Here is a 17,746-nt window from a genome sequence, read left to right as displayed (position 1 = left end):
GTGTGCGTGGACGCCAGGGACAGGCGCGCGGCCGTGGCCACGCCCGCAGCGTTCGCGCCATCCACCCGCGCCATGCAGGAGAGCCGCGTGCCCATGCGAATCGTTCGTCGTCCCGTTTCCTTGCGACCCGTGCGCATGGCGTTGGCGTCGCTGACGACGCTGGCCGCGGCCTTGCCGGTATTGGCGCAGGAACAGGCGGCGACGCCACGCGATCTCGACGCGGTGCTGGTCACCGGCTCGCGCATCGCCCGCGCGCAGGTGGAAGGCCCGGCGCCGGTCACCGTCATCACCGCCGAGGACATCCGCAAGCAGGGCTTCAGCACGGTATGGGAGTCGCTGGGCACGCTAACCCAGTTCAGCGGCAGCACCTTCAACGAAAGCGACCAGACCGGCAGCTCACCCAACGGCCAGTACCTCAACCTGCGCGGGCTGGGGCCGGGCTACCAGCTGATCCTGCTCAACGGCAAGCGCATGGCCGATTATCCGCAGTCCTACGGCGCCAACGGCACCGCGGTCAGCCTGGGCAGCATTCCGGCGGCGGCGGTGGAGCGCATCGAGGTGATGAGCGGCGGCGCCTCGGCCATCTACGGCTCCGACGCGGTGGCCGGCGTGGTCAACATCATCACCAAGCGTGATTTCCAGGGCGACAGCCTGCGCGTGCGCGCCGGCACCACCACCCGCGGCGGCGGCGATACCGGGCAACTGCAGTGGACCGGCGGGCGCCGCGGCGAGGGCTGGAGTGTCACCTACGCCTTCGAGCGGCTGGACCGCGAACCCATCGTCGCCCGCCAGCGCGGCTTCATGGATTCCTACGACGACCATCCGGCCAACAAGGCCGATCCCAGCTCGCCCAACGTGTCGATCTCCGGCGTGTACCTGCGCCGCGGCACCACCTATCTGTGGCCGCAGGCGGGCACACTGTCGACCTCGCCGCAGGCGCTGGCCGCGGCCTGCGCCGCGACCAATCCGGCGTTCCGTCCCTACCGCACCAGCGACAGCCTGGCCGCGCCCAACCGCTGCGGCGCGTTCGACTACTACGCCGGGCGCTCGGTGCAGAACGGCTACGGCAAGACCTCGGCCTACCTGGCCGGCGATGCCGAGCTCGGCCACGACATGGTCGCCTACGCGCAACTGCTGGCCAACCATTCGCAGGACAAGAGCTCCAGCCAGACCCACTACTACATCGGCGAGGGCGCGTTCACCGCCTACGATCCGGACCTGGGGCTGGTCACCGCGCAGCGCATCTTCCTGCCCGACGAGGTCGGCGGCATCAAGACCATCGACTACGACGAGCGCAGTTGGAATCTCAACGCCGGCGTGCGCGGCAAGGCCTTCGGCGGGCGGTTCGACTGGGATGCCAGCGTGTCGCTGTCGCGCTACGACATCACCACGCGGCGCCCGCGCTTCCTCACCAATGCGGTGCGCGATTACTACTTCGGCCCTGTGCTGGGCTATCGGCCGGACGGCACCGAAATCCGCCGCGTGCGCCCGGACCGGCTGTTCGCGCCCGGCAGCCCGGCGCTGTACCAGCAGCTCACCACCGAAGTGGTCAGCCGCGGCGAATCGGCCACCGACCAGGCCCAGTTCGTGGTCAGCGGCGACCTGTTCGAATTGCCGGCGGGCATGGTGCAGGTCGCCACCGTGCTGGAAGCGGCGCGGCAGACCTACGACCTGCAGCCGGATCCACGCACCACCGTCGACTACACCGGCAGCGAGCGCATCTACAACCTCACCCAGACCCCGGGCGGCGGCCCGCGCAAGCGCTATGCCGCCGGCCTGGAGCTGCGCGTGCCGATCGCCAGCCGGCTCAGCGCCACCCTGGCCGCGCGCTACGACGCCTACGACGACATCACCGCGGTCGATGGCGCAGCCACCTGGCAGGCCGGGCTGGAGTGGCGTCCGTTCGACACCCTGCTGCTGCGCGGCAGCCATGCCACCAGCTTCCGCGCGCCGGACCTGCTGTGGATCTACGCCGGCACCAGCGCCAACAACCCCACCGTGGTCGACGAATACCTGTGCCGCCGCGACGGCCTGGATCCGCTGTCGGCGGCCTGCGCGAGCGCGCACGAGTACCAGACCTTCTCCACCCAGGCCTCCAATCCGCTGCTGCGCGAGGAGACCGGCAAGTCGACCACGTTCGGCGCGGTCTGGGACGCGCTGCCGGCGCTGTCGCTGAGCGTCGATTACTACCGCATCGAACTCAAGGGCCGGGTCGAAGCCATCTCCAGCGAAACCCTGCTGGAGAACAACGCCAACTGCCTGCTCGGCCGCGACCGCGCCGGCGCGGCGGTGGATACCGCCTCGGCGGCCTGCCGCTTCTACCTGGACGCGGTCACGCGCAGCCCCGGCACCGACCTGACCAGCGAAGGCCAGATCACCGCGTTCAAGACCTTCCCCATCAACCAGTCGCTGATGCGTACCGACGGCATCGACGCCAGCCTGCGCTACGACCTCGACCTCGGCGCCTGGGGCACGCTCGGCCTGCAAGGTGGCCTGACCCGGGTGCTGCGGATGGAGGTGGCGCAGTTCGCCGGTGCGCAGCCGGTGGACGTGATGAACGACGTCGACTACCTGGCGTTCCGCACGCGCAGCAACTGGCGCGCGAACTGGAGCCGCGGCGACTGGTCGGCCGGCGTGTACGGCTACCGCTACGGCTCGCGGCCCGACTACGCCGAGCGCGGCCGGGTCGCGCCCTACCTGGTGTGGAACGTCGACCTCGCCAAGCAGATCACCGACAAGGCCACCGTCGGCCTGAGCGTGCTCAACGTGTTCGACGCGCTGCATCCGCGCGACGACACCTACACCACCTGGCCGTATTTCCCGCGGGTGTACAGCGCGATCGGCCGGCAGTGGTACGTCAACTTCAACTACCGCTTCTGAGCGCGCGTGGCCGTCGACGCGCGTTTGCACGCCGCCGCCGCGCCGATTGCGTACGCTTGTGCGACCCCGACCAGGAAGTGTCCATGACCCGCGTTCCCGTGCCGTTCCTGTCCGCCGTGCGTCGGCTGCTGTTGCTGGGCATGCTGGCGCTGCTCGGGGCCTGCGCGCACGCGCCGCAGCGCAATCCGCTGGCCACCTGGGTGCCGTCGCCCAACTACGACACGCGCCGGCCGATCCTGATCGTCATCCACTACACCGACCAGCACTCGGTGCAGCAGAGCCTGGACACGCTGCGCTCGCACAACAGCAAGGGCAAGGTCAGCGCGCACTACCTGATCGGCCGCGACGGCACGCGCTACCAGCTGGTCGCCGACCAGGATCGGGCCTGGCATGGCGGCGCCGGGCGCTGGGGCACCATCACCGACATCAACTCCGCCTCGATCGGCATCGAACTGGACAACGACGGCAAGACCCCGTTCGCGCCGCAACAGATCGCCAGCCTGCTGGTGCTGCTCGAAGACCTGTGCACACGCCTGCGCATCCCGCGCACCCAGGTGGTCGGGCACGAGGACTTCGCGCCCTCGCGCAAGGTCGACCCGGGCCCGCTGTTCCCGTGGAAGCGACTGGCCGAGGCCGGCTTCGGCCGCTGGCCGGCCGCCGACACGCCGCCGGCCCCGCCCGGCTTCGATCCGTGGCAGGCGCTGGCGCTGATCGGCTATCCGGTCGACGACCGCGCCGCGACCCTGCGCGCCTTTCACCACCACTACCGCGGCAACGACGCCACCGCCTTCGATGCCGAAGACCTGCGCATCCTGTACGCGCTGACCCAGCCGCTGCTGGCGCGGCCGCAGCCGCTCCCGGCGATGGAGCCGGACGCGCCCTGAGCCGGTGCGCCGCGCCGCCAGCGTCGGTCTTGGCGGCGTGCACGCCTGTCACTTGGCGCCGCCGCGGTTCTTGATAGCATCGCGCGCCAACGGACTTCAAAGGACGCAGTGCGATGAGGCGAGGAACCACGGCCCTGTGGGCGGCCACCTTCCTGCTGTTGGGTGGGTGCAAGGACAAGACTGCCGATGCGCCGGCCACGCAGACCCCGGCGACGGCAAGCGCGGCCGCGCCCGCAGCGCCCGCCGACGCGACTGCGGCGGCACAGCCGGTCGCCGCCGAGGTGCCGGCGCCGGGCCAGGTGTTGGCCGACATCTACGGCGCCAAGGGCGACGGCTCGGCGTCCTACGCCATCGACAATGGCGCGGTGGCCAGCTTCTGGTACGGCTACCGCTTCGACCTTGGCGGCAAGCAGTACTACACCGGGTTCGCCAACGCCACCGGCGGCAAGTACGCCAAGCCTGGGGACCAGGGCAGCGACCAGGACATGCCCGACCCGGCCGCCACCGTCAGCATCAGCCAGGCCACCTACGTGCTCGACAACGCCGGCGGCACGCCGACCTGGACCCTGTTCCATGCGCAGCGCTGGGCCGGCGATTTCGGGGCCGACGGCAAGGCCGACACCCTGGACGAACAGCGCAAGCCGCAGAGCACCACCACCCAGGACGGCCACCTGCTGCTGGCGCTGCCGACCACCCGCTTCGCCGACGGCATCACCAGTGCCGGCTTCGCGATCTTCACCTTCGACCCGAACAAGAACGACCTGGGCGACTACAAGGGCTGGGTCTACCTGGGCACGGTCGCCGCCGGCGAGGACAACAGCGCCGCCTGCGACGACCAGGGCACCATGAAGTGCGCCACCAGCACCGGCACGCTGAGCTTCGTGCCGCCGGCCAGTGGCAACGTGCCGTCGCTGCGGATCGCCCTGCAGGGCACGGCGGTGGACGGGCCGGGCAAGGTCCGCACGCTGGGCCCGGCCGACGCGGTCACCTACACCTACGACCCCGCCAAGCAGCAGTACACCCCGCCGCTGGACCGCTGACGGACGGCGCGGGGAGCGGGCGCGGGCGCGCGTCGCCGCGGTGGTGTCGGGCGCGGGACCTGGTTTAAGATGCGCCCCACGGGGCCTGATGATCAGGCGAGTCATTCGCGAGCGGCATGGGATGCTGCACTCGCCCGAAATGCCGGTGTGGATTGCCGGCGTGCGGTTCGCCATGCGCGACCGCCATCACCGCCCCTGCTCGGGGCCGCAGTGCACGTCACCGTCGTTCCGTCCGAAACCGCGCCAGCGGGGCGTGTTCGCGCTCCGCCCCAGGCGTCGCGTCCGCCTCGTGCGCCGCCTGCGTCAGGGCGGACACGGCGGCGGGATGCGTCGGAATGTGGCAGGTGGGTTCTTCCGGCTTCTTCACCGAATACAGGATGTTCTGGACATGTCGAACGACAACACGCGCGCCGCCGCTCCCGAAGTGCCACCCGATGCGGGCAGCGTGCTGTACCTGATCTACGGCTGGGACGGCGATGGCGCCGTGTCCTACGAGATCGACAACGGCGCGGTGGTGAATTTCTGGGGCGGCCAGCATGTCGAACTGGACGGCAAGCGCTACTACACCGGTTTCAGCTATGCCACGCCGGGCCGGTACGGCATCGACGATGCGGAAACCTTCCCGAACCCGGGCGAGGGCGTCTCGCTCGGTGCCGCCACCTTCCTGCTGACCACGCCCGGCGGCGAGCGGCCGTGGATGGTGCTGCACGCGCAGCGCTACGTCGGCAGCTTCGGCGCCTACGCGCGCGCCGATGCGTTCGACACCACGCGCGCGCCGCAGCAGCATGCGCTGGACGACGGCCGGTTGCTGCTGGCCCTGCCCACCACGCGCTTCGGCAATGGCATCACCGAGGCCGGCTTCGCGTTGTTCGTGTTCGACCCGAACCGGCATGACCTCGGCGATTACCGCAGCTGGGTCTATTGCGGCACGGTGGCGGCCGGCGAGGACAACGAAGCGGCCAGCGACCCGGACGGCGTGGTACCGCACGTGTCCAGCACCGGCACCCTGGAATTCCAGGCGGTCCCCGGCCAGCGCATGCCGGCGCTGCGGGTGGCGCTGCACGGCACCGCGATCGCCGCTCCCGGCCGCGCGCGCCTGCTCGATGCCGGCGACGTGCTGCAGTACGCCTTCGACCCGGACAGCGGCCAGTACCAGCCGACGCCCGACGCATGACCCCACGGCGCGCGGCGGCGCGCCGGTGGACGCAGCACCCGATGTTCCGCAGTACGCAATCGTTCTGTTGACCGCGCACTAACAAGCTCACGGACGAGCTCGGTTGACCCAGGCGGCCGCGATGGCCGTACCTCAACCTCCAGGAGTTACACGAGATGGCACGCGATACCACCAAGGCAGAGAATCTCGACATCATCGAGCGGGAAGCCAGGCAGCGGCAGATTCCGGTCGACGACTTCATGCGTTTCGCCTACATCGAAACCGGCGGCCGCTTCGACGAGCAGGCCAGTCGCGGTCCCAACAGCGCCAAGGGCCTGTTCCAGTTCACGCCCGGGGCCGCCAGCGCCTACGGCATCCGCGGCCGCGAACTCGACGCGGTGGCCAACACCGATGCCGCTGCGCGCATGTACCAGGACAACCGCAACAGCCTGACCCGCCAGCACGAACGCGACGGCCGCGCCTACCTGTCCGGCAAGGCGCAGCCCGACGGCCTGGACATGTACATGGCGCACCAGCAGGGCGCCGGCGGCTACCGCTCGATCCAGGCCGCCATCGCCACCGGCCACTTCGAGCTGAAGGGGACCCGCGCCAACCTCCTCAACAACGTTCCCGGCGAAAAGGACGCGCAGGGCGCGCGCCAGTTCCAGGCCTACACCGGCACCTCGCTGGCCGACTTCAAGACGCTGTCCGACCAGGACATGGCCAAGGCCTTCGTGAAGTACTGGGACGCCAAGTACGACCACATCGCGATCCCGGAAAAGGGCATCAAGCCGCTCGCCGAGGGCCAGGCCGCGCCGGCACGCACGCCGACGCACGCTGGCGGCAAGCAGGGCGGCCACGACGGCATCGCGCTCAGCGCCGCGTACGACCTGGGCGTCAAGCACGACGACGTGAAGTACGCGATCAACGTCAAGAACAGCAAGTACTATCACCCCGGCGTGGACGGCAAGCACCTGTCGCAGGGCTACATCGATTGCTCCGGCTGGGTGACCGAGCTGCAGAACGCGACGATGAACGAGATCAACCGCAAGGCCGGGCGCGACGTGTTCACCCAGAAGGACATGCTGGCGCAAGGCATGTCCGGCTCCGGCGAGATCGTCAAGAAGGCCTTCGACAGCTCGGGCGTGCTGCTGCAGGGCAAGGACGTGTTCAAGCCCGGCGCGCTGAAGGAAGGCATGGTCATCGGCGTGGACTCGGGCAAGACCGCGCACGAACACTGGAAGGGCATCGACCACATCATGATGGTTGTGCGCGATCCCAAGAGCGGCGAACTGCTGGTCAGCCAGTCCACCGGCAGCAAGGGCGTCAACACCATGCCGCTGGACGACTACCTGGCCACGCACCAGAACGCCAAGCTGTTCGCTTCCGATCCGCTGGCCAAGGGCCGCGACCTGCTGCAGGACCGCCAGCAGACCCAGGCGCAGACGCAGGGTGCGCAGGAGCCGCGCACGGCGCTGAAGCCGGGCGAGCAGGGCGCCGACGTCAAGGCGATGCAGCAGCGCCTGATCGAACTGGGCATCAAGGACGACCAGGGCAAGCTGCTCAGCGGCACCGGCTACTACGGCGATCGCACCAAGGAAGTGGTCGCCAACCTGCAACGCGAGAAGGGCCTGGCGGCGACCGGCATCGCCGACAAGGCCACGCTGGAGGCGATCGCCAAGCAGCCGGCGCCGGCCAAGGCCGACGCGGCGGCGTTGGCCGACAACCCGCTTTACAGGCAGGCCATGGACCACCTGCAGAAGCAGGGACCCAACGGCGGCTTCAAGAGCGCCGAGGAGATGCAGCGCGCCGCCGGCCAGGTCGCGTTCGAGGCCAAGGTCAGCGGCATGAATCGCATCGACGACCTGGTGCTCAGCGGCGACCGCCGCGGCCTGATCGCGGTGCAGCGCAATCCCGACAATCCGCACGACGTCAATCGTGCCTACGTGGACAGGCAGCAGGCCGCGACGGTGCCGCTGGAACGCAGCCAGCAGCAACTGGCCGCCGAAACCCAGCGGCAGGCGCAGGAGCAACCGCAGCAGCCGGACCCGCAGCGCGAAAAGGCCCAGGCGCCGCGCTGATCGGTGCTTCCGGCCGCGACCGCCGTCGCGCATGTCGCGCGGCGGCGGTGGTGCGTGGCGATGGCGGCGGCCCTTGCCACGCATGCGTCGGCGCGACATTGCCCAACGCCGGCCAAACACGATCACCCGCCATCGCGGCGCGCGATGGACAGCGTGCGTCACGATCGATTAGAACCTCGCCTTTCCGCTCGCGCAAACGACAAGGACGCAACCCGACCATGGCCATCGCCAAGGCTTTCCACCGCTCTTCCCTGCTGCTGTTGTGCGTGGCCACTGCCGCGTGCAGTGCGCCGTCTTCCACGCCCAGCCAGACGCAGGCACCGGCCGCTCCGGCTGCGGACGCCGCTGCCGCGGCGGCCCCTGCCGCCGCGCACGAGGCCGGCACCCAGGCCGACGCGGGTGCCGCCACGCCGGCCGCGGCGCCGGCAGCGCCAAGCCCTTCCCACGCTTCAGGAGATTCCCCCGTGCTGCGACCGTCCTACGACACCTGCATCACCGCCGCCGGCGGTGCCACCCCGGCGATGCTGGACTGCATTTCCGACGAACACGCCTACCAGGACCAGCGCCTCAACACCGCCTACAAGGCGGCGATGGCCAAGCTCGGCGAGGCCGAACAGCACGCGCTGCGCGAGCGGCAGCGCAAGTGGATCGCCGAACGCGACGAGAAGTGCGTCGCCGATCCGGACGGCGGCCAGGCCGAGCGCGTGGATGCGGCCGAATGCCGCCTGGAAATGACCGCACGCCGCGCCGACGAACTCGAAGCGCACTGATTTCACCCTCTGCATTGAACCCCGACGCGCGGCGCCTTCCACGCCGCGCGTCCTGCCAAGGAGAACGCGATGAGCGACAAGGATTGGGAACTGGGCCAGACCTCCAAGCACTACGAGACCGGCGGCCGCGGCGCGTCGACGGTGTCCTCCGGCGTCGACGACCCGGGCGGCGTGTCCTACGGCTCGTATCAGATGACCTCGCAGACCACCACCCGCGAGGGCAAGGTCATCAACGGCGGCACCGTCGCCGCCTTCGTCAAGGACAGCAAGTACAGCGACGACTTCGCCGGCCTCAAGCCGGGCTCGGACGCCTTCAGCGCCAAGTGGAAGGAGCTGGCCAAGACCGACCCCGGCTTCGGCCAGGAACAGCACGACTACATCAAGCGCACCCACTTCGACAAACTGGTCGACCGGCTCAAGGACAAGGGCCTGGACCTGTCCGATCGCGGCCCGGCGGTGCAGGATGCGATGTGGAGCACCGCGGTCCAGTACGGCCCCGGCAGCGACAAGAAGCCCGGCGGCTCCGGCGTGTTCCTGCGCGCCATGGAGGAGAAGTTCGGCAAGCAGGCCGACCTGTCGAAGATCTCCGACAAGGAGATCGTCAGCGCGGTGCAGGACTACAAGGCCGAGCACGTCAAGGAGCTGTTCCCGCGCGTGCACAAGCAGAAGACCCTGGATTCGCTGCAGAACCGTGCCGAGAACGAGAAGGCCGACCTGCTCAAGCTGGCCGACCTCGGCAAGACCGTGGCCAAGCCCGGCGAGCAACGCGACGGGCACACGGCGCCGAAGCCGCAGGACGGCCATCGCGAGCCGGCCGCGCACGGCGTGCTGGCGCGCAATGCGCAGGGCGAGGCGGTGAAGGGCCTGCAGGAGAAGCTGGCCACGCTCGGCTACCTGGAGGCCAAGGATGCGATCGGCACCTACGGCCCCAAGACCGAAGCGGCGGTGGAAAAGTTCCAGCAGGACCAGCACCTGAAGGGCGTGGACGGCAAGGCCGGCCCGGAGACGCTGGCGGCGATCGAGCGCAGCGTGCAGCGGCAGCAGGGCGTGGAGCAGTTGCGGCGCGACAATCCGTTGTTCGACCAGGCGGTCGCGCAGTTGGAAAAGCAAGGGCGCAACGGTGGCTACGGCGACCGCGAGTCCATGCAGCGTGCAGCGGGGCAATTGGCGTTCGAGGCCAAGGTCAGCGGCATGTCGCGCATCGACGACCTGGTCGCCAGCACCGATGGCCGCGGCATGATCGCGGTACAGCGCAATCCGGAAAACGCGCACGACGTGCACCGCGCCTACGTCGATCGCCAGCAGGCGGCGACCGTGCCGCTGGAGCAGAGTCAGCAGCAGCTGGCGGCCGAAACCCAGCGCCAGGCGCAGGAGCGGCAGGTGCAGGACCAGCAGCGCACCCAGACCCAGGCGCAGACGCCGGGGCGTTGATGCGCACTGCGCAGGGCGGTCATCGGCACGCGCCGCTGGCCGCCCTCATTGCGCAGTTCGCATCGCGCACATCGCAGAAGCGCGGCAGGACAGCGGCAGCGGCCATGGCCTATGCTGCGCAGATGCCGCATGACCGCCGCTCACGCCACCACCATTCCTCGCGCCCCTGGCGTCGGCCTGGCGCGCTGCGCGCGCTGGGCCTGGCGTTCGCGTTCGTCGTCGCGCCCGCCACGTTCGCTGCGGAACCGATCACCTCGCCGGCGACCACGCCGGAGCAGGCGGGACTCGTGGACGTGCACGCGCTGGCGCCCGAGATCGCGATGGACATCCGCTACGCCGGCCACGACAACTTCACCGGTCGCCCGGTGCCGGGCTACGACGCGCCCAAGTGCTATCTGCTGGCGCCGGCTGCGCAGGCCCTGGCGCAGGTACAGCGTGATCTGCAGGCCAAGGGCTACCGCCTGCAGGTGTTCGACTGCTACCGGCCGCAGCGGTCGGTGCGTGCCTTCGTCGCCTGGGCGCGCGATCCGCAGGATCAGCTCGCCAAGGCGCGCTACTACCCGAACCTGGACAAGGGCGTACTGCTGGGCGACTACATCGCCGAGCACTCCGGCCACAGCCGCGGCGCCACCGTCGACCTGGGCTTGCTGGACTGCCGCCAGGGCGCATGCCGCGCGCTGGATATGGGCACCGGCTTCGACTTCTTCGACGCCAGCGCGCACACCGACACGCCGGCCATCGACGCCACCCAGCGTGCGCACCGTCGGCAACTGTTGAAGGCGATGGCCGCGCGCGGCTTCGTCAACTATCCGATGGAATGGTGGCACTTCACCTTCCAGCCCGAGCCCAGCCCCGGCGTCGCCTTCGACGTGCCGGTGCGCTAGCGGCGCCTCACCTTCGCCACGGACCCCTCCATGACCGGCACGCACCCGTTCGTCGACCTGCAATGCCCTTACTGCGGCGAATGGATCGACGTCGCGCTGGATCCGTCGGTGGACGTGCAGCAGTACGTCGAGGACTGTCAGGTCTGCTGCAAGCCGATGTTGATGACGGTGCGCTGGGACGAGGATGGTGCGCCGGTGGTGAGCGCGATCGCCGAAAACGCCAGTTGAGCCGCGCGCCGGCGCGCCATGCCGCACGCCGATGCGCGACACCCTCTAGACTTGTGCCCTTGCCGACCGAGGACACCCGATGAACCTGCCGCTGCACTTCGGCCTGCTGGGCTCGCTGGAAGCCGGGCTGATCGCCTTGGCGGTCGGCTTCCTGGTCTATGCGCTGTGGCAATGGTTGGGCCGGCGATGGGGCTGGTCCGAGGGCCAGCAACTGGGCGGCGCGTGCCTGATCGCGGTGGCGGTGTCGGCCGGCATCGACTGCTGGAACCTGTTCTACACCAGCATCGTCCGCCTGGAGTCGCCGCTGTACGCGCGCATCGCCCTGGCCAGCATCCACGACCCCGACGAACTGGGCGCGCGCGTGGTCCTGGAAGTGGCCGGTGCGCTCGCTGGCGTGGCGCTGGCCTGGGTTGCATTCAGGGGGCGTTCAAGCGAAAACGCTGGCGACGGCGGTCACGAAACACGCTGAAACAGACGTTTTCTTTCTGCAATCCAAACGTCTCGAATGGACGCCTTACCGCGCGCTGACGGAACCCTAACCATTGCGGTAGCGCGGCGTGCGCACGCCGTGGTTAACGATCCGTTTGGCGGCGTTTTTCGACAGGGAATGGATTCAGTCTGAGACCGGCACGGTAGCGCCGTGTTCCGGAATCGACCGGACATGCCACACCGAGAGCCAAGGAGAATCCACCCATGAACATTCGCACCCGCACCCCGCTGATCGGTACCGCCGCCCTCCTCGCCGCCGCGCTGGCCCTGCCGGCGTTTGCCCAGGATGCGCAGGCCGACGCCGCTGCGCAGGCGCAGACGCAGTCGTCCACCAGCGCCACCGGCCAGAGCGGGCAGGCCGGCGCGGCCTCGGGCGGCGGCCAGACCTGGGCCGATGTGGATGCCGACAAGGACGGCGCCATCAGCAAGCAGGAGGCGCAGGTCAACGCCGGCCTCAGCCAGATCTTCGCCCAGGCCGATGCCGACCATAATGGCAAGCTGACCCCGGACGAGTACAAGGCCTACGTCGCCAAGCAGCAGGGCGGCGCGGCGACCGGCAGCGACAGCAACGGCGGCCAGTAACGGGAGCGGTGCCGGCGCTGGCGGTTGCGCGACGATGCGCGCACCGCCTCGCCGGGACCGGACCTCCAGCGCATCACCGCGCGCGTCTTCCGATCGACGCTCCACCACGACGGCGGCCATGGGCCGCCGTCGTGCGTTTGCGCGGTGGGGCAGGGGTGTGTCTGCGGGTCGGGAGGCGCTGCTATGCTTGGGGGATGATGCCGACGCCGACTGCCTTGCGTGCTTCCCCCATCGCCCTGGTCGGTTTCGACGGCGACGACACCCTGTGGAAGAGCGAGGACTACTATCGCGATGCCGAGGCTGCGTTCGAAGCCATCCTCGGCCAGTACCTGGACCTGCACGACGCCCGCACCCTGCAGCACCTGCTCACGGTGGAGCGGCGCAACCTGGCGGTGTTCGGCTACGGCGCGAAGGGCATGACCCTGTCGATGATCGAGGCGGCGATCGAGCTGACCGATGCGCGGATCTCCGCGCGCGACATCGGGCGCATCGTCGAGATCGGGCGCAGCACGTTGCAGCATCCGGTGGAGGTGATCGCCGGCGTGCGCGAGGCGGTGGCCGCGATCGCCGCCGAGTTCGAGATCGTGCTGATCACCAAGGGCGACCTGTTCCACCAGGAAGCCAAGATCGCGCAGTCCGGCCTGGGCGACCTGTTCCCGCGCATCGAAATCGTGTCCGAGAAGGACCCGAAAACCTACGCCAAGGTGTTGTCCGAGTTCGGCATCGGTGCCGAGCGCTTCGTGATGATCGGCAACTCGCTGCGCTCGGACGTGGAGCCGGTGATCGCGCTCGGCGGCTGGGGCATCCATACGCCATACACCACCACCTGGGCGCACGAGGCCGAGCATGGGCTGTCGGCCGACGAACCGCGCCTGCGCGAAGTCGCCGCGGCCGCGGACTGGCCGCAGGCGGTGGCGGATCTCAACCGGCATGCGGCGAGCCTGCTGCAGGCCTGAGTGGATCCCTTGCCCAGCGGCGTTGGCATCACCGGCCGCTGGCCTTGTCGTGTAGGAGCGGCTTCAGCCGCGACACCGCCGAGGCCACGGCGTGCATACCTGCTAGCTTGCCGCGCTGACAGCGCTCACTGCCTCCGGCAGAATCGACGCATGCCTCTGCGTCCGTCTCCTGCCGGTCTGTTCCTGTGCGCCGCCCTGCTGACTGCCGGCCCGGCCATGGCGCAGGGGGCGGCGGCGCCCGCGCGCGCCCCTGCCTCTGACAGCGGGGAGACGGCACCGGTCGAGGTGCCCGGTACCGACGATGCCTGGATCGACCGTCAGTTGCTCGACATCGACCGCTACGCCGCGCGCTACCCCGACAGCTTTCTCGACGAGATCGCGCGCTACGCGCAGATGCCGCGCGGCTATGCCGAGGTCCTGCTGCGCGATCGGCGCTGGCCGCCGCGCGATGTCTATGTCGCGGCGTTCCTGGCCAAGGCGGCGGGGCGCCCCTACCGCGAGGTGGTGCGCGCACGCACGGCCGCCGGTGTCCCCGCCGGCTGGGCGGCGGTGGCGAGCGACATGGACGCGCCGCCCGGTTCGCTGGCCTATCGCACCCTGCGCCATGCCATCGTCGCCAGCTACGATCACTGGGATCGCCCGATCGTGCTGGACGCACTGTTGCGTCGGCAATTGGGCGACCGCGCCGCCCGCGACCGCGCCGAGGCGCAGCCGCAGGACGGATCCACGCGCACGCAATAAGCGCGGGGGAGCACAACGACACAGAGCGGCCGCCTGTACGTTCGCCCATGTCGTTGCGCGAACGTCCCGTTGTCCTGCACGGCATGCAGGCACCGTTATGCATCAACGTCAGCGCATCCCTAGCCCCTCTCCCCCCGGGAGAGGGGTTGGGGTGAGGGTCGGGGCGCGCAGCGCCTCATGCAGTTTGGGTGCACGAGGCTGCGCCCGGACCCTCACCCGCCCCTGCGGGGCACCTTCTCCCGGCGGGAGAAGGAGACAGCGGTGCAGGCCACTTCCGTGCCGCACCGATACGCGCCGCGCACCCCCCCCACACTGGCCGCGCCGCCGCCGCGGCGCGAGAATAGGCGTTCTGCCGGTCCTGCCGCCGGCGCCACTGCCGCTCCGGACCGCCCGATGACCAACGCCTTCGTTTCGCCCGACGCTATCCGCAGCCTGTTCGCGCAGGCCATGTCCGACATGTACCGCACCGAGGTGCCGCTGTACGGCACGCTGATGGAGCTGGTGGCGCAAGTCAATGCGCAGACCCTGGCCGCGGACCCGGCGTTGGAGGCGCAGCTGCAGCGCAACGACGAACGCGCGCGGCTGGACCAGGAGCGGCATGGCGCGATCCGCGTCGGTACCGCCGAGGAACTGGCCACCCTGCGCCGCCTGTTTGCGGTGATGGGCATGGCGCCGGTGGGCTATTACGACCTGTCGGTGGCCGGCGTGCCGGTGCACTCCACCGCGTTCCGCCCGCTGGATGCCGCGGCGCTGGCGCGCAATCCGTTCCGCGTGTTCACCTCGCTGCTGCGGCTGGAGCTGATCGAGGACCCGGCGCTGCGCGAACAAGCGGCGCAGATCCTCGCCAAGCGGCGCATCTTCACCGATGGCGCGCTTGCGTTGATCGCGCACTGCGAACGCGACGGCGGCCTGATCGAGGCCGATGCGCAGCGGTTCGTCGCCGAGGCGCTGGAGACCTTCCGCTGGCACAGCGACGCTACCGTGAGCCTGCCGACCTACCGCGCGCTGAGCGAGGCGCACAAGCTGATCGCCGACGTGGTCAGCTTCCACGGCCCGCACATCAACCACCTGACCCCGCGCACCCTGGACATCGACGCGGCGCAGGCGGAAATGCTGCGCCGGGGCATCGATGCCAAGGCGGTGATCGAAGGCCCGCCGCGCCGCGCCTGCCCGATCCTGCTGCGCCAGACCAGCTTCAAGGCGCTGGAGGAAACCGTGCGTTTCCCTGCGGGCGCGGACAGCGCCGAGGCCGGCACCCACACCGCGCGGTTCGGCGAGATCGAACAGCGCGGGCTGGCCCTGACGCCGAAGGGCCGCGCGCTGTACGACGCGCTGCTGGAGCGCGCGCGCGCGGCCGAGGGCAGCGCCGGTGCCGACTACGCCACGCGCCTGCAGGCCGCGTTCGCCGATTTCCCCGACGACTACGCCACCCTGCGCCGCGAGGGACTGGGCTACTTCCGCTACGCGCTGACCGACGCCGGTCGCGCTGCCGGCGCCGCCGCCCTGGCCGGCAAGCCGGCCGAAGCCTTGATCGCCGACGGCCTAGCCAGCGCCGATCCGATCGTCTACGAGGATTTCCTGCCGGTCAGCGCCGCGGGCATCTTCCAGTCCAACCTCGGCGGCGGCGAACAGCGCGCCTACGCCGCGCACGCCAACCGCGCCGCGTTCGAGCAGGCGCTGGGCGCGACGGTGCACGACGAATTCGCGATCTACGCCGGCATCGAACGCGATTCGCTGCAGGCGCTGGCGGGTTGAAGCGGGGATTGGGAATGGGGATTGGGGAATCGCAACAGCGGTTTCCCTTCGCCGTGTCCCCTCACGCACACGACCGATGTGGCGGTGCTGCGTGAGGGGACTTTAGGCCCGAGGGCGTCCGAAGACAGCAATGCTCACACCCCGGCGCGTCGCGGCTGAAGCCGCTCCTACAAGGGCGCGGTCGGCATGGTGCTGCATTGTGGGAGGGACTTCAGGCCCGGCGGCTTCCGAAGACAACAACGCTGCTCACACCGCCGCGTCGCGGCTGAAGTCGCTCCTACGAGTGCACGATGGGCATGGTGCTGCATTGTGGGAGGGACTTCAGTCCCGACGGTGTCCGAAGACAGCAATGCTCACACCCCCGCGCGTCGCGGCCGCAGTGGCTTACAAGGAATACGCGCGAGGCGCTGCACCGCCCGATGCCGCTCGACACCAGCCCTGCGCCTGCCTGCGCGATCTGGGGCGCGCAGGCAGATCGACCGCGGTTCACCCCGCGTAGCGCGCCTTGAGCATCGCATACGCCGAACGCAGCGCCAGCGCTTCGCCGCCGGCGGGGCGGCCGGGGCGGTCGCTGTCGTTCCAGGCATACACGTCCAGGTGCGCCCAGGCCTGCCGCGCCGGCACGAAACGCTCCAGGTACAGGGCGGCGGTGACCGCGCCGGCCATCCGCGAGCCGGCGTTGGCCAGGTCGGCGACCGAACTGGTCAGGTAGCGCAGGTAAGGGCGCCACAGCGGCATGCGCCAGACCGGGTCGCGGGTACGCTCGCCGGCGGCGATCCAGGCCTGCGCCAGCGTGTCGTCGTTACTGAACAGTGCCGGCAGGTCCGGGCCCAGGGCGATGCGCGCCGCACCGGTCAGGGTGGCGAAATCCAGGATCGCGTCCGGGCGCTGCTCGCCGGCATAGGCCAGCGCATCGCACAGCACCAGGCGGCCTTCGGCGTCGGTGTTGTCGATCTCCACGCTGGTGCCCTGGCGGGTGGCGATGACCTCGCCGGGGCGGAACGCGTCCGGGCCGACCGCATTCTCCACCGCCGGCAGCAGCACGGTCAGCCGCAGCGGCAGGCGCTGCGCCATCACCAGCCCGGCCAGCGCCAGGGCGTGCGCGGCGCCGCCCATGTCCTTCTTCATGTTGCGCATGCCGTCGGCCGGCTTCAGGTCCAGGCCGCCGGTGTCGAAGCACACGCCCTTGCCGACCAGCGCCACGTGCGGATGCGCCTCCTCGCCCCAGCGCAGCACCAGCAGCCGCGGCGCGCGGTGCGAGGCGCGGCCGACCGCGTGGATCGCCGGGAAGTTCTGCGCCAGCAGCGCGTCGCCGACGATGCTCTCGAACTGCGCGCCGTGTTCTTGCGCGATCGCGCGCGCGGCGTCTTCCAGTTGCTCCGGCCCCATGTGCTCGGTGGGCGTGTTGACCCAGTCGCGCACGCGCAGGCTGGCGGCGATCAGGTCGCGCACTTCCGCCTGCGGTGTGGCCAGCAACTGCGCCGGCAGCCGCGCCGGTTGCTTGTAGCGGGCGAAGCGGTAGCTGCCCAGGCCCCAGCCCAGGTGCAGCGCCGCCAGCGTGTCGGCGTCCAGCGCCGTCTCCACCCGCCAGGTGCTGCCGGCCGGCAGCGCGTACGGCGCATGCGCATAGGCATACGCATCGCCGCGATCGCCGACGCCCAGCACCGCGGCGGCCACGCCGTCGGCGCCCGGCAGCAGCAGCACGCTGCCCGGTGCGGCCACGAATTGCTGGGCGTCCATCCACGCCGCCCAGGCCGGCGCTTGCGCCGCGCGCCATTCGGCCAGGTGGTCGCGGTCCAGCACGTACAGCGGCAGCGCGTGGGACGAGGCGTCGGTGAAGCCGGTCGGCAGGGACATCAGCGGATCCTTGGA

15 protein-coding genes are annotated in these 17,746 nt (G+C 70.2%); 14 read left to right on the top strand and 1 reads right to left on the bottom strand.

Going from position 1 to position 17,746, the window contains the following annotated elements; translation table 11 throughout:
• Positions 1-135: 135 nt before the first annotated feature.
• The 14 genes from Q7W82_RS00490 to Q7W82_RS00425 all read left to right on the top strand — a co-directional run bounded on the left by Q7W82_RS00490 (position 136) and on the right by Q7W82_RS00425 (position 15,874).
• On the top strand, positions 136-2,880 hold the full coding sequence (locus Q7W82_RS00490) for a TonB-dependent receptor (protein WP_242161192.1): 2,745 nt from the start codon (positions 136-138) through the stop codon (positions 2,878-2,880).
• 83 nt (positions 2,881-2,963) lie between these two features.
• A complete protein-coding gene (locus Q7W82_RS00485; protein ID WP_242161193.1) occupies positions 2,964-3,764 on the top strand; it encodes an N-acetylmuramoyl-L-alanine amidase in 801 nt (266 codons plus the stop codon).
• 113 nt (positions 3,765-3,877) lie between these two features.
• Positions 3,878-4,804 carry a hypothetical protein gene (locus Q7W82_RS00480; protein WP_242161194.1) on the top strand — a complete coding sequence of 309 codons (927 nt, stop codon included), beginning with the start codon at positions 3,878-3,880 and terminating at the stop codon, positions 4,802-4,804.
• 388 nt (positions 4,805-5,192) lie between these two features.
• The gene (locus Q7W82_RS00475; protein WP_242161195.1) at positions 5,193-5,978 is read left to right on the top strand and encodes a hypothetical protein; all 786 of its coding nucleotides are present in this window, start codon (positions 5,193-5,195) and stop codon (positions 5,976-5,978) included.
• Positions 5,979-6,133: 155 nt separating this feature from the next.
• Positions 6,134-8,038, top strand: a complete 1,905-nt coding sequence (locus Q7W82_RS00470; protein ID WP_242161196.1) for a peptidoglycan-binding protein — start codon at positions 6,134-6,136, stop codon at positions 8,036-8,038.
• Between the two features lie 464 nt (positions 8,039-8,502).
• Positions 8,503-8,808, top strand: a complete 306-nt coding sequence (locus Q7W82_RS00465; protein WP_019801080.1) for a lysozyme inhibitor LprI family protein — start codon at positions 8,503-8,505, stop codon at positions 8,806-8,808.
• Positions 8,809-8,877: 69 nt separating this feature from the next.
• Positions 8,878-10,239, top strand: a complete 1,362-nt coding sequence (locus tag Q7W82_RS00460; protein WP_242161197.1) for a peptidoglycan-binding domain-containing protein — start codon at positions 8,878-8,880, stop codon at positions 10,237-10,239.
• A gap of 194 nt (positions 10,240-10,433) precedes the next feature.
• Positions 10,434-11,123, top strand: a complete 690-nt coding sequence (locus tag Q7W82_RS00455) for a M15 family metallopeptidase (protein ID WP_242161245.1) — start codon at positions 10,434-10,436, stop codon at positions 11,121-11,123.
• A gap of 30 nt (positions 11,124-11,153) precedes the next feature.
• Positions 11,154-11,351, top strand: coding sequence for a CPXCG motif-containing cysteine-rich protein (locus Q7W82_RS00450; RefSeq protein ID WP_242161198.1), 198 nt, complete (start codon positions 11,154-11,156; stop codon positions 11,349-11,351).
• A 79-nt stretch (positions 11,352-11,430) separates the two neighbouring features.
• A complete protein-coding gene (locus Q7W82_RS00445) occupies positions 11,431-11,820 on the top strand; it encodes a hypothetical protein (RefSeq protein ID WP_242161199.1) in 390 nt (129 codons plus the stop codon).
• Positions 11,821-12,044: 224 nt separating this feature from the next.
• Positions 12,045-12,422 carry an EF-hand domain-containing protein gene (locus tag Q7W82_RS00440; protein ID WP_242161200.1) on the top strand — a complete coding sequence of 126 codons (378 nt, stop codon included), beginning with the start codon at positions 12,045-12,047 and terminating at the stop codon, positions 12,420-12,422.
• A 197-nt stretch (positions 12,423-12,619) separates the two neighbouring features.
• On the top strand, positions 12,620-13,378 hold the full coding sequence (locus tag Q7W82_RS00435; protein ID WP_242161201.1) for an HAD family hydrolase: 759 nt from the start codon (positions 12,620-12,622) through the stop codon (positions 13,376-13,378).
• A 150-nt stretch (positions 13,379-13,528) separates the two neighbouring features.
• Complete coding sequence (locus Q7W82_RS00430) at positions 13,529-14,119, top strand: hypothetical protein (protein WP_242161202.1); 591 nt, start codon at positions 13,529-13,531, stop codon at positions 14,117-14,119.
• 393 nt (positions 14,120-14,512) lie between these two features.
• Entirely contained in the window at positions 14,513-15,874 is a 1,362-nt protein-coding gene (locus tag Q7W82_RS00425; RefSeq protein WP_242161203.1) for a VOC family protein, read from the top strand.
• Positions 15,875-16,360: 486 nt separating this feature from the next.
• Here Q7W82_RS00425 and Q7W82_RS00420 read toward each other — a convergent pair whose 3' ends face one another.
• Positions 16,361-17,731 carry a leucyl aminopeptidase family protein gene (locus Q7W82_RS00420; RefSeq protein ID WP_242161204.1) on the bottom strand — a complete coding sequence of 457 codons (1,371 nt, stop codon included), beginning with the start codon at positions 17,729-17,731 and terminating at the stop codon, positions 16,361-16,363.
• Positions 17,732-17,746 lie beyond the last annotated feature (15 nt).

This window comes from Xanthomonas indica (assembly GCF_040529045.1).
GTDB lineage: Bacteria > Pseudomonadota > Gammaproteobacteria > Xanthomonadales > Xanthomonadaceae > Xanthomonas_A > Xanthomonas_A indica.
The sequence above is the reverse complement of the archived record's forward strand: the minus strand, read 5'-3'. Positions and strand labels throughout refer to the sequence as shown.

Bases quoted from the DNA above. Each gene is read 5' to 3' on its own strand.
- Q7W82_RS00420 (WP_242161204.1), bottom strand. From the start codon at position 17,731: ATGTCCCTGCCGACCGGCTTCACCGACGCCTCGTCCCACGCGCTGCCG.
- Q7W82_RS00430 (WP_242161202.1), top strand. From the start codon at position 13,529: ATGCCTCTGCGTCCGTCTCCTGCCGGTCTGTTCCTGTGCGCCGCCCTG.
- Q7W82_RS00425 (WP_242161203.1), top strand. From the start codon at position 14,513: ATGACCAACGCCTTCGTTTCGCCCGACGCTATCCGCAGCCTGTTCGCG.
- Q7W82_RS00485 (WP_242161193.1), top strand. From the start codon at position 2,964: ATGACCCGCGTTCCCGTGCCGTTCCTGTCCGCCGTGCGTCGGCTGCTG.
- Q7W82_RS00450 (WP_242161198.1), top strand. From the start codon at position 11,154: ATGACCGGCACGCACCCGTTCGTCGACCTGCAATGCCCTTACTGCGGC.
- Q7W82_RS00490 (WP_242161192.1), top strand. From the start codon at position 136: ATGGCGTTGGCGTCGCTGACGACGCTGGCCGCGGCCTTGCCGGTATTG.
- Q7W82_RS00460 (WP_242161197.1), top strand. From the start codon at position 8,878: ATGAGCGACAAGGATTGGGAACTGGGCCAGACCTCCAAGCACTACGAG.
- Q7W82_RS00475 (WP_242161195.1), top strand. From the start codon at position 5,193: ATGTCGAACGACAACACGCGCGCCGCCGCTCCCGAAGTGCCACCCGAT.
- Q7W82_RS00435 (WP_242161201.1), top strand. From the start codon at position 12,620: ATGCCGACGCCGACTGCCTTGCGTGCTTCCCCCATCGCCCTGGTCGGT.
- Q7W82_RS00470 (WP_242161196.1), top strand. From the start codon at position 6,134: ATGGCACGCGATACCACCAAGGCAGAGAATCTCGACATCATCGAGCGG.
- Q7W82_RS00445 (WP_242161199.1), top strand. From the start codon at position 11,431: ATGAACCTGCCGCTGCACTTCGGCCTGCTGGGCTCGCTGGAAGCCGGG.
- Q7W82_RS00440 (WP_242161200.1), top strand. From the start codon at position 12,045: ATGAACATTCGCACCCGCACCCCGCTGATCGGTACCGCCGCCCTCCTC.
- Q7W82_RS00480 (WP_242161194.1), top strand. From the start codon at position 3,878: ATGAGGCGAGGAACCACGGCCCTGTGGGCGGCCACCTTCCTGCTGTTG.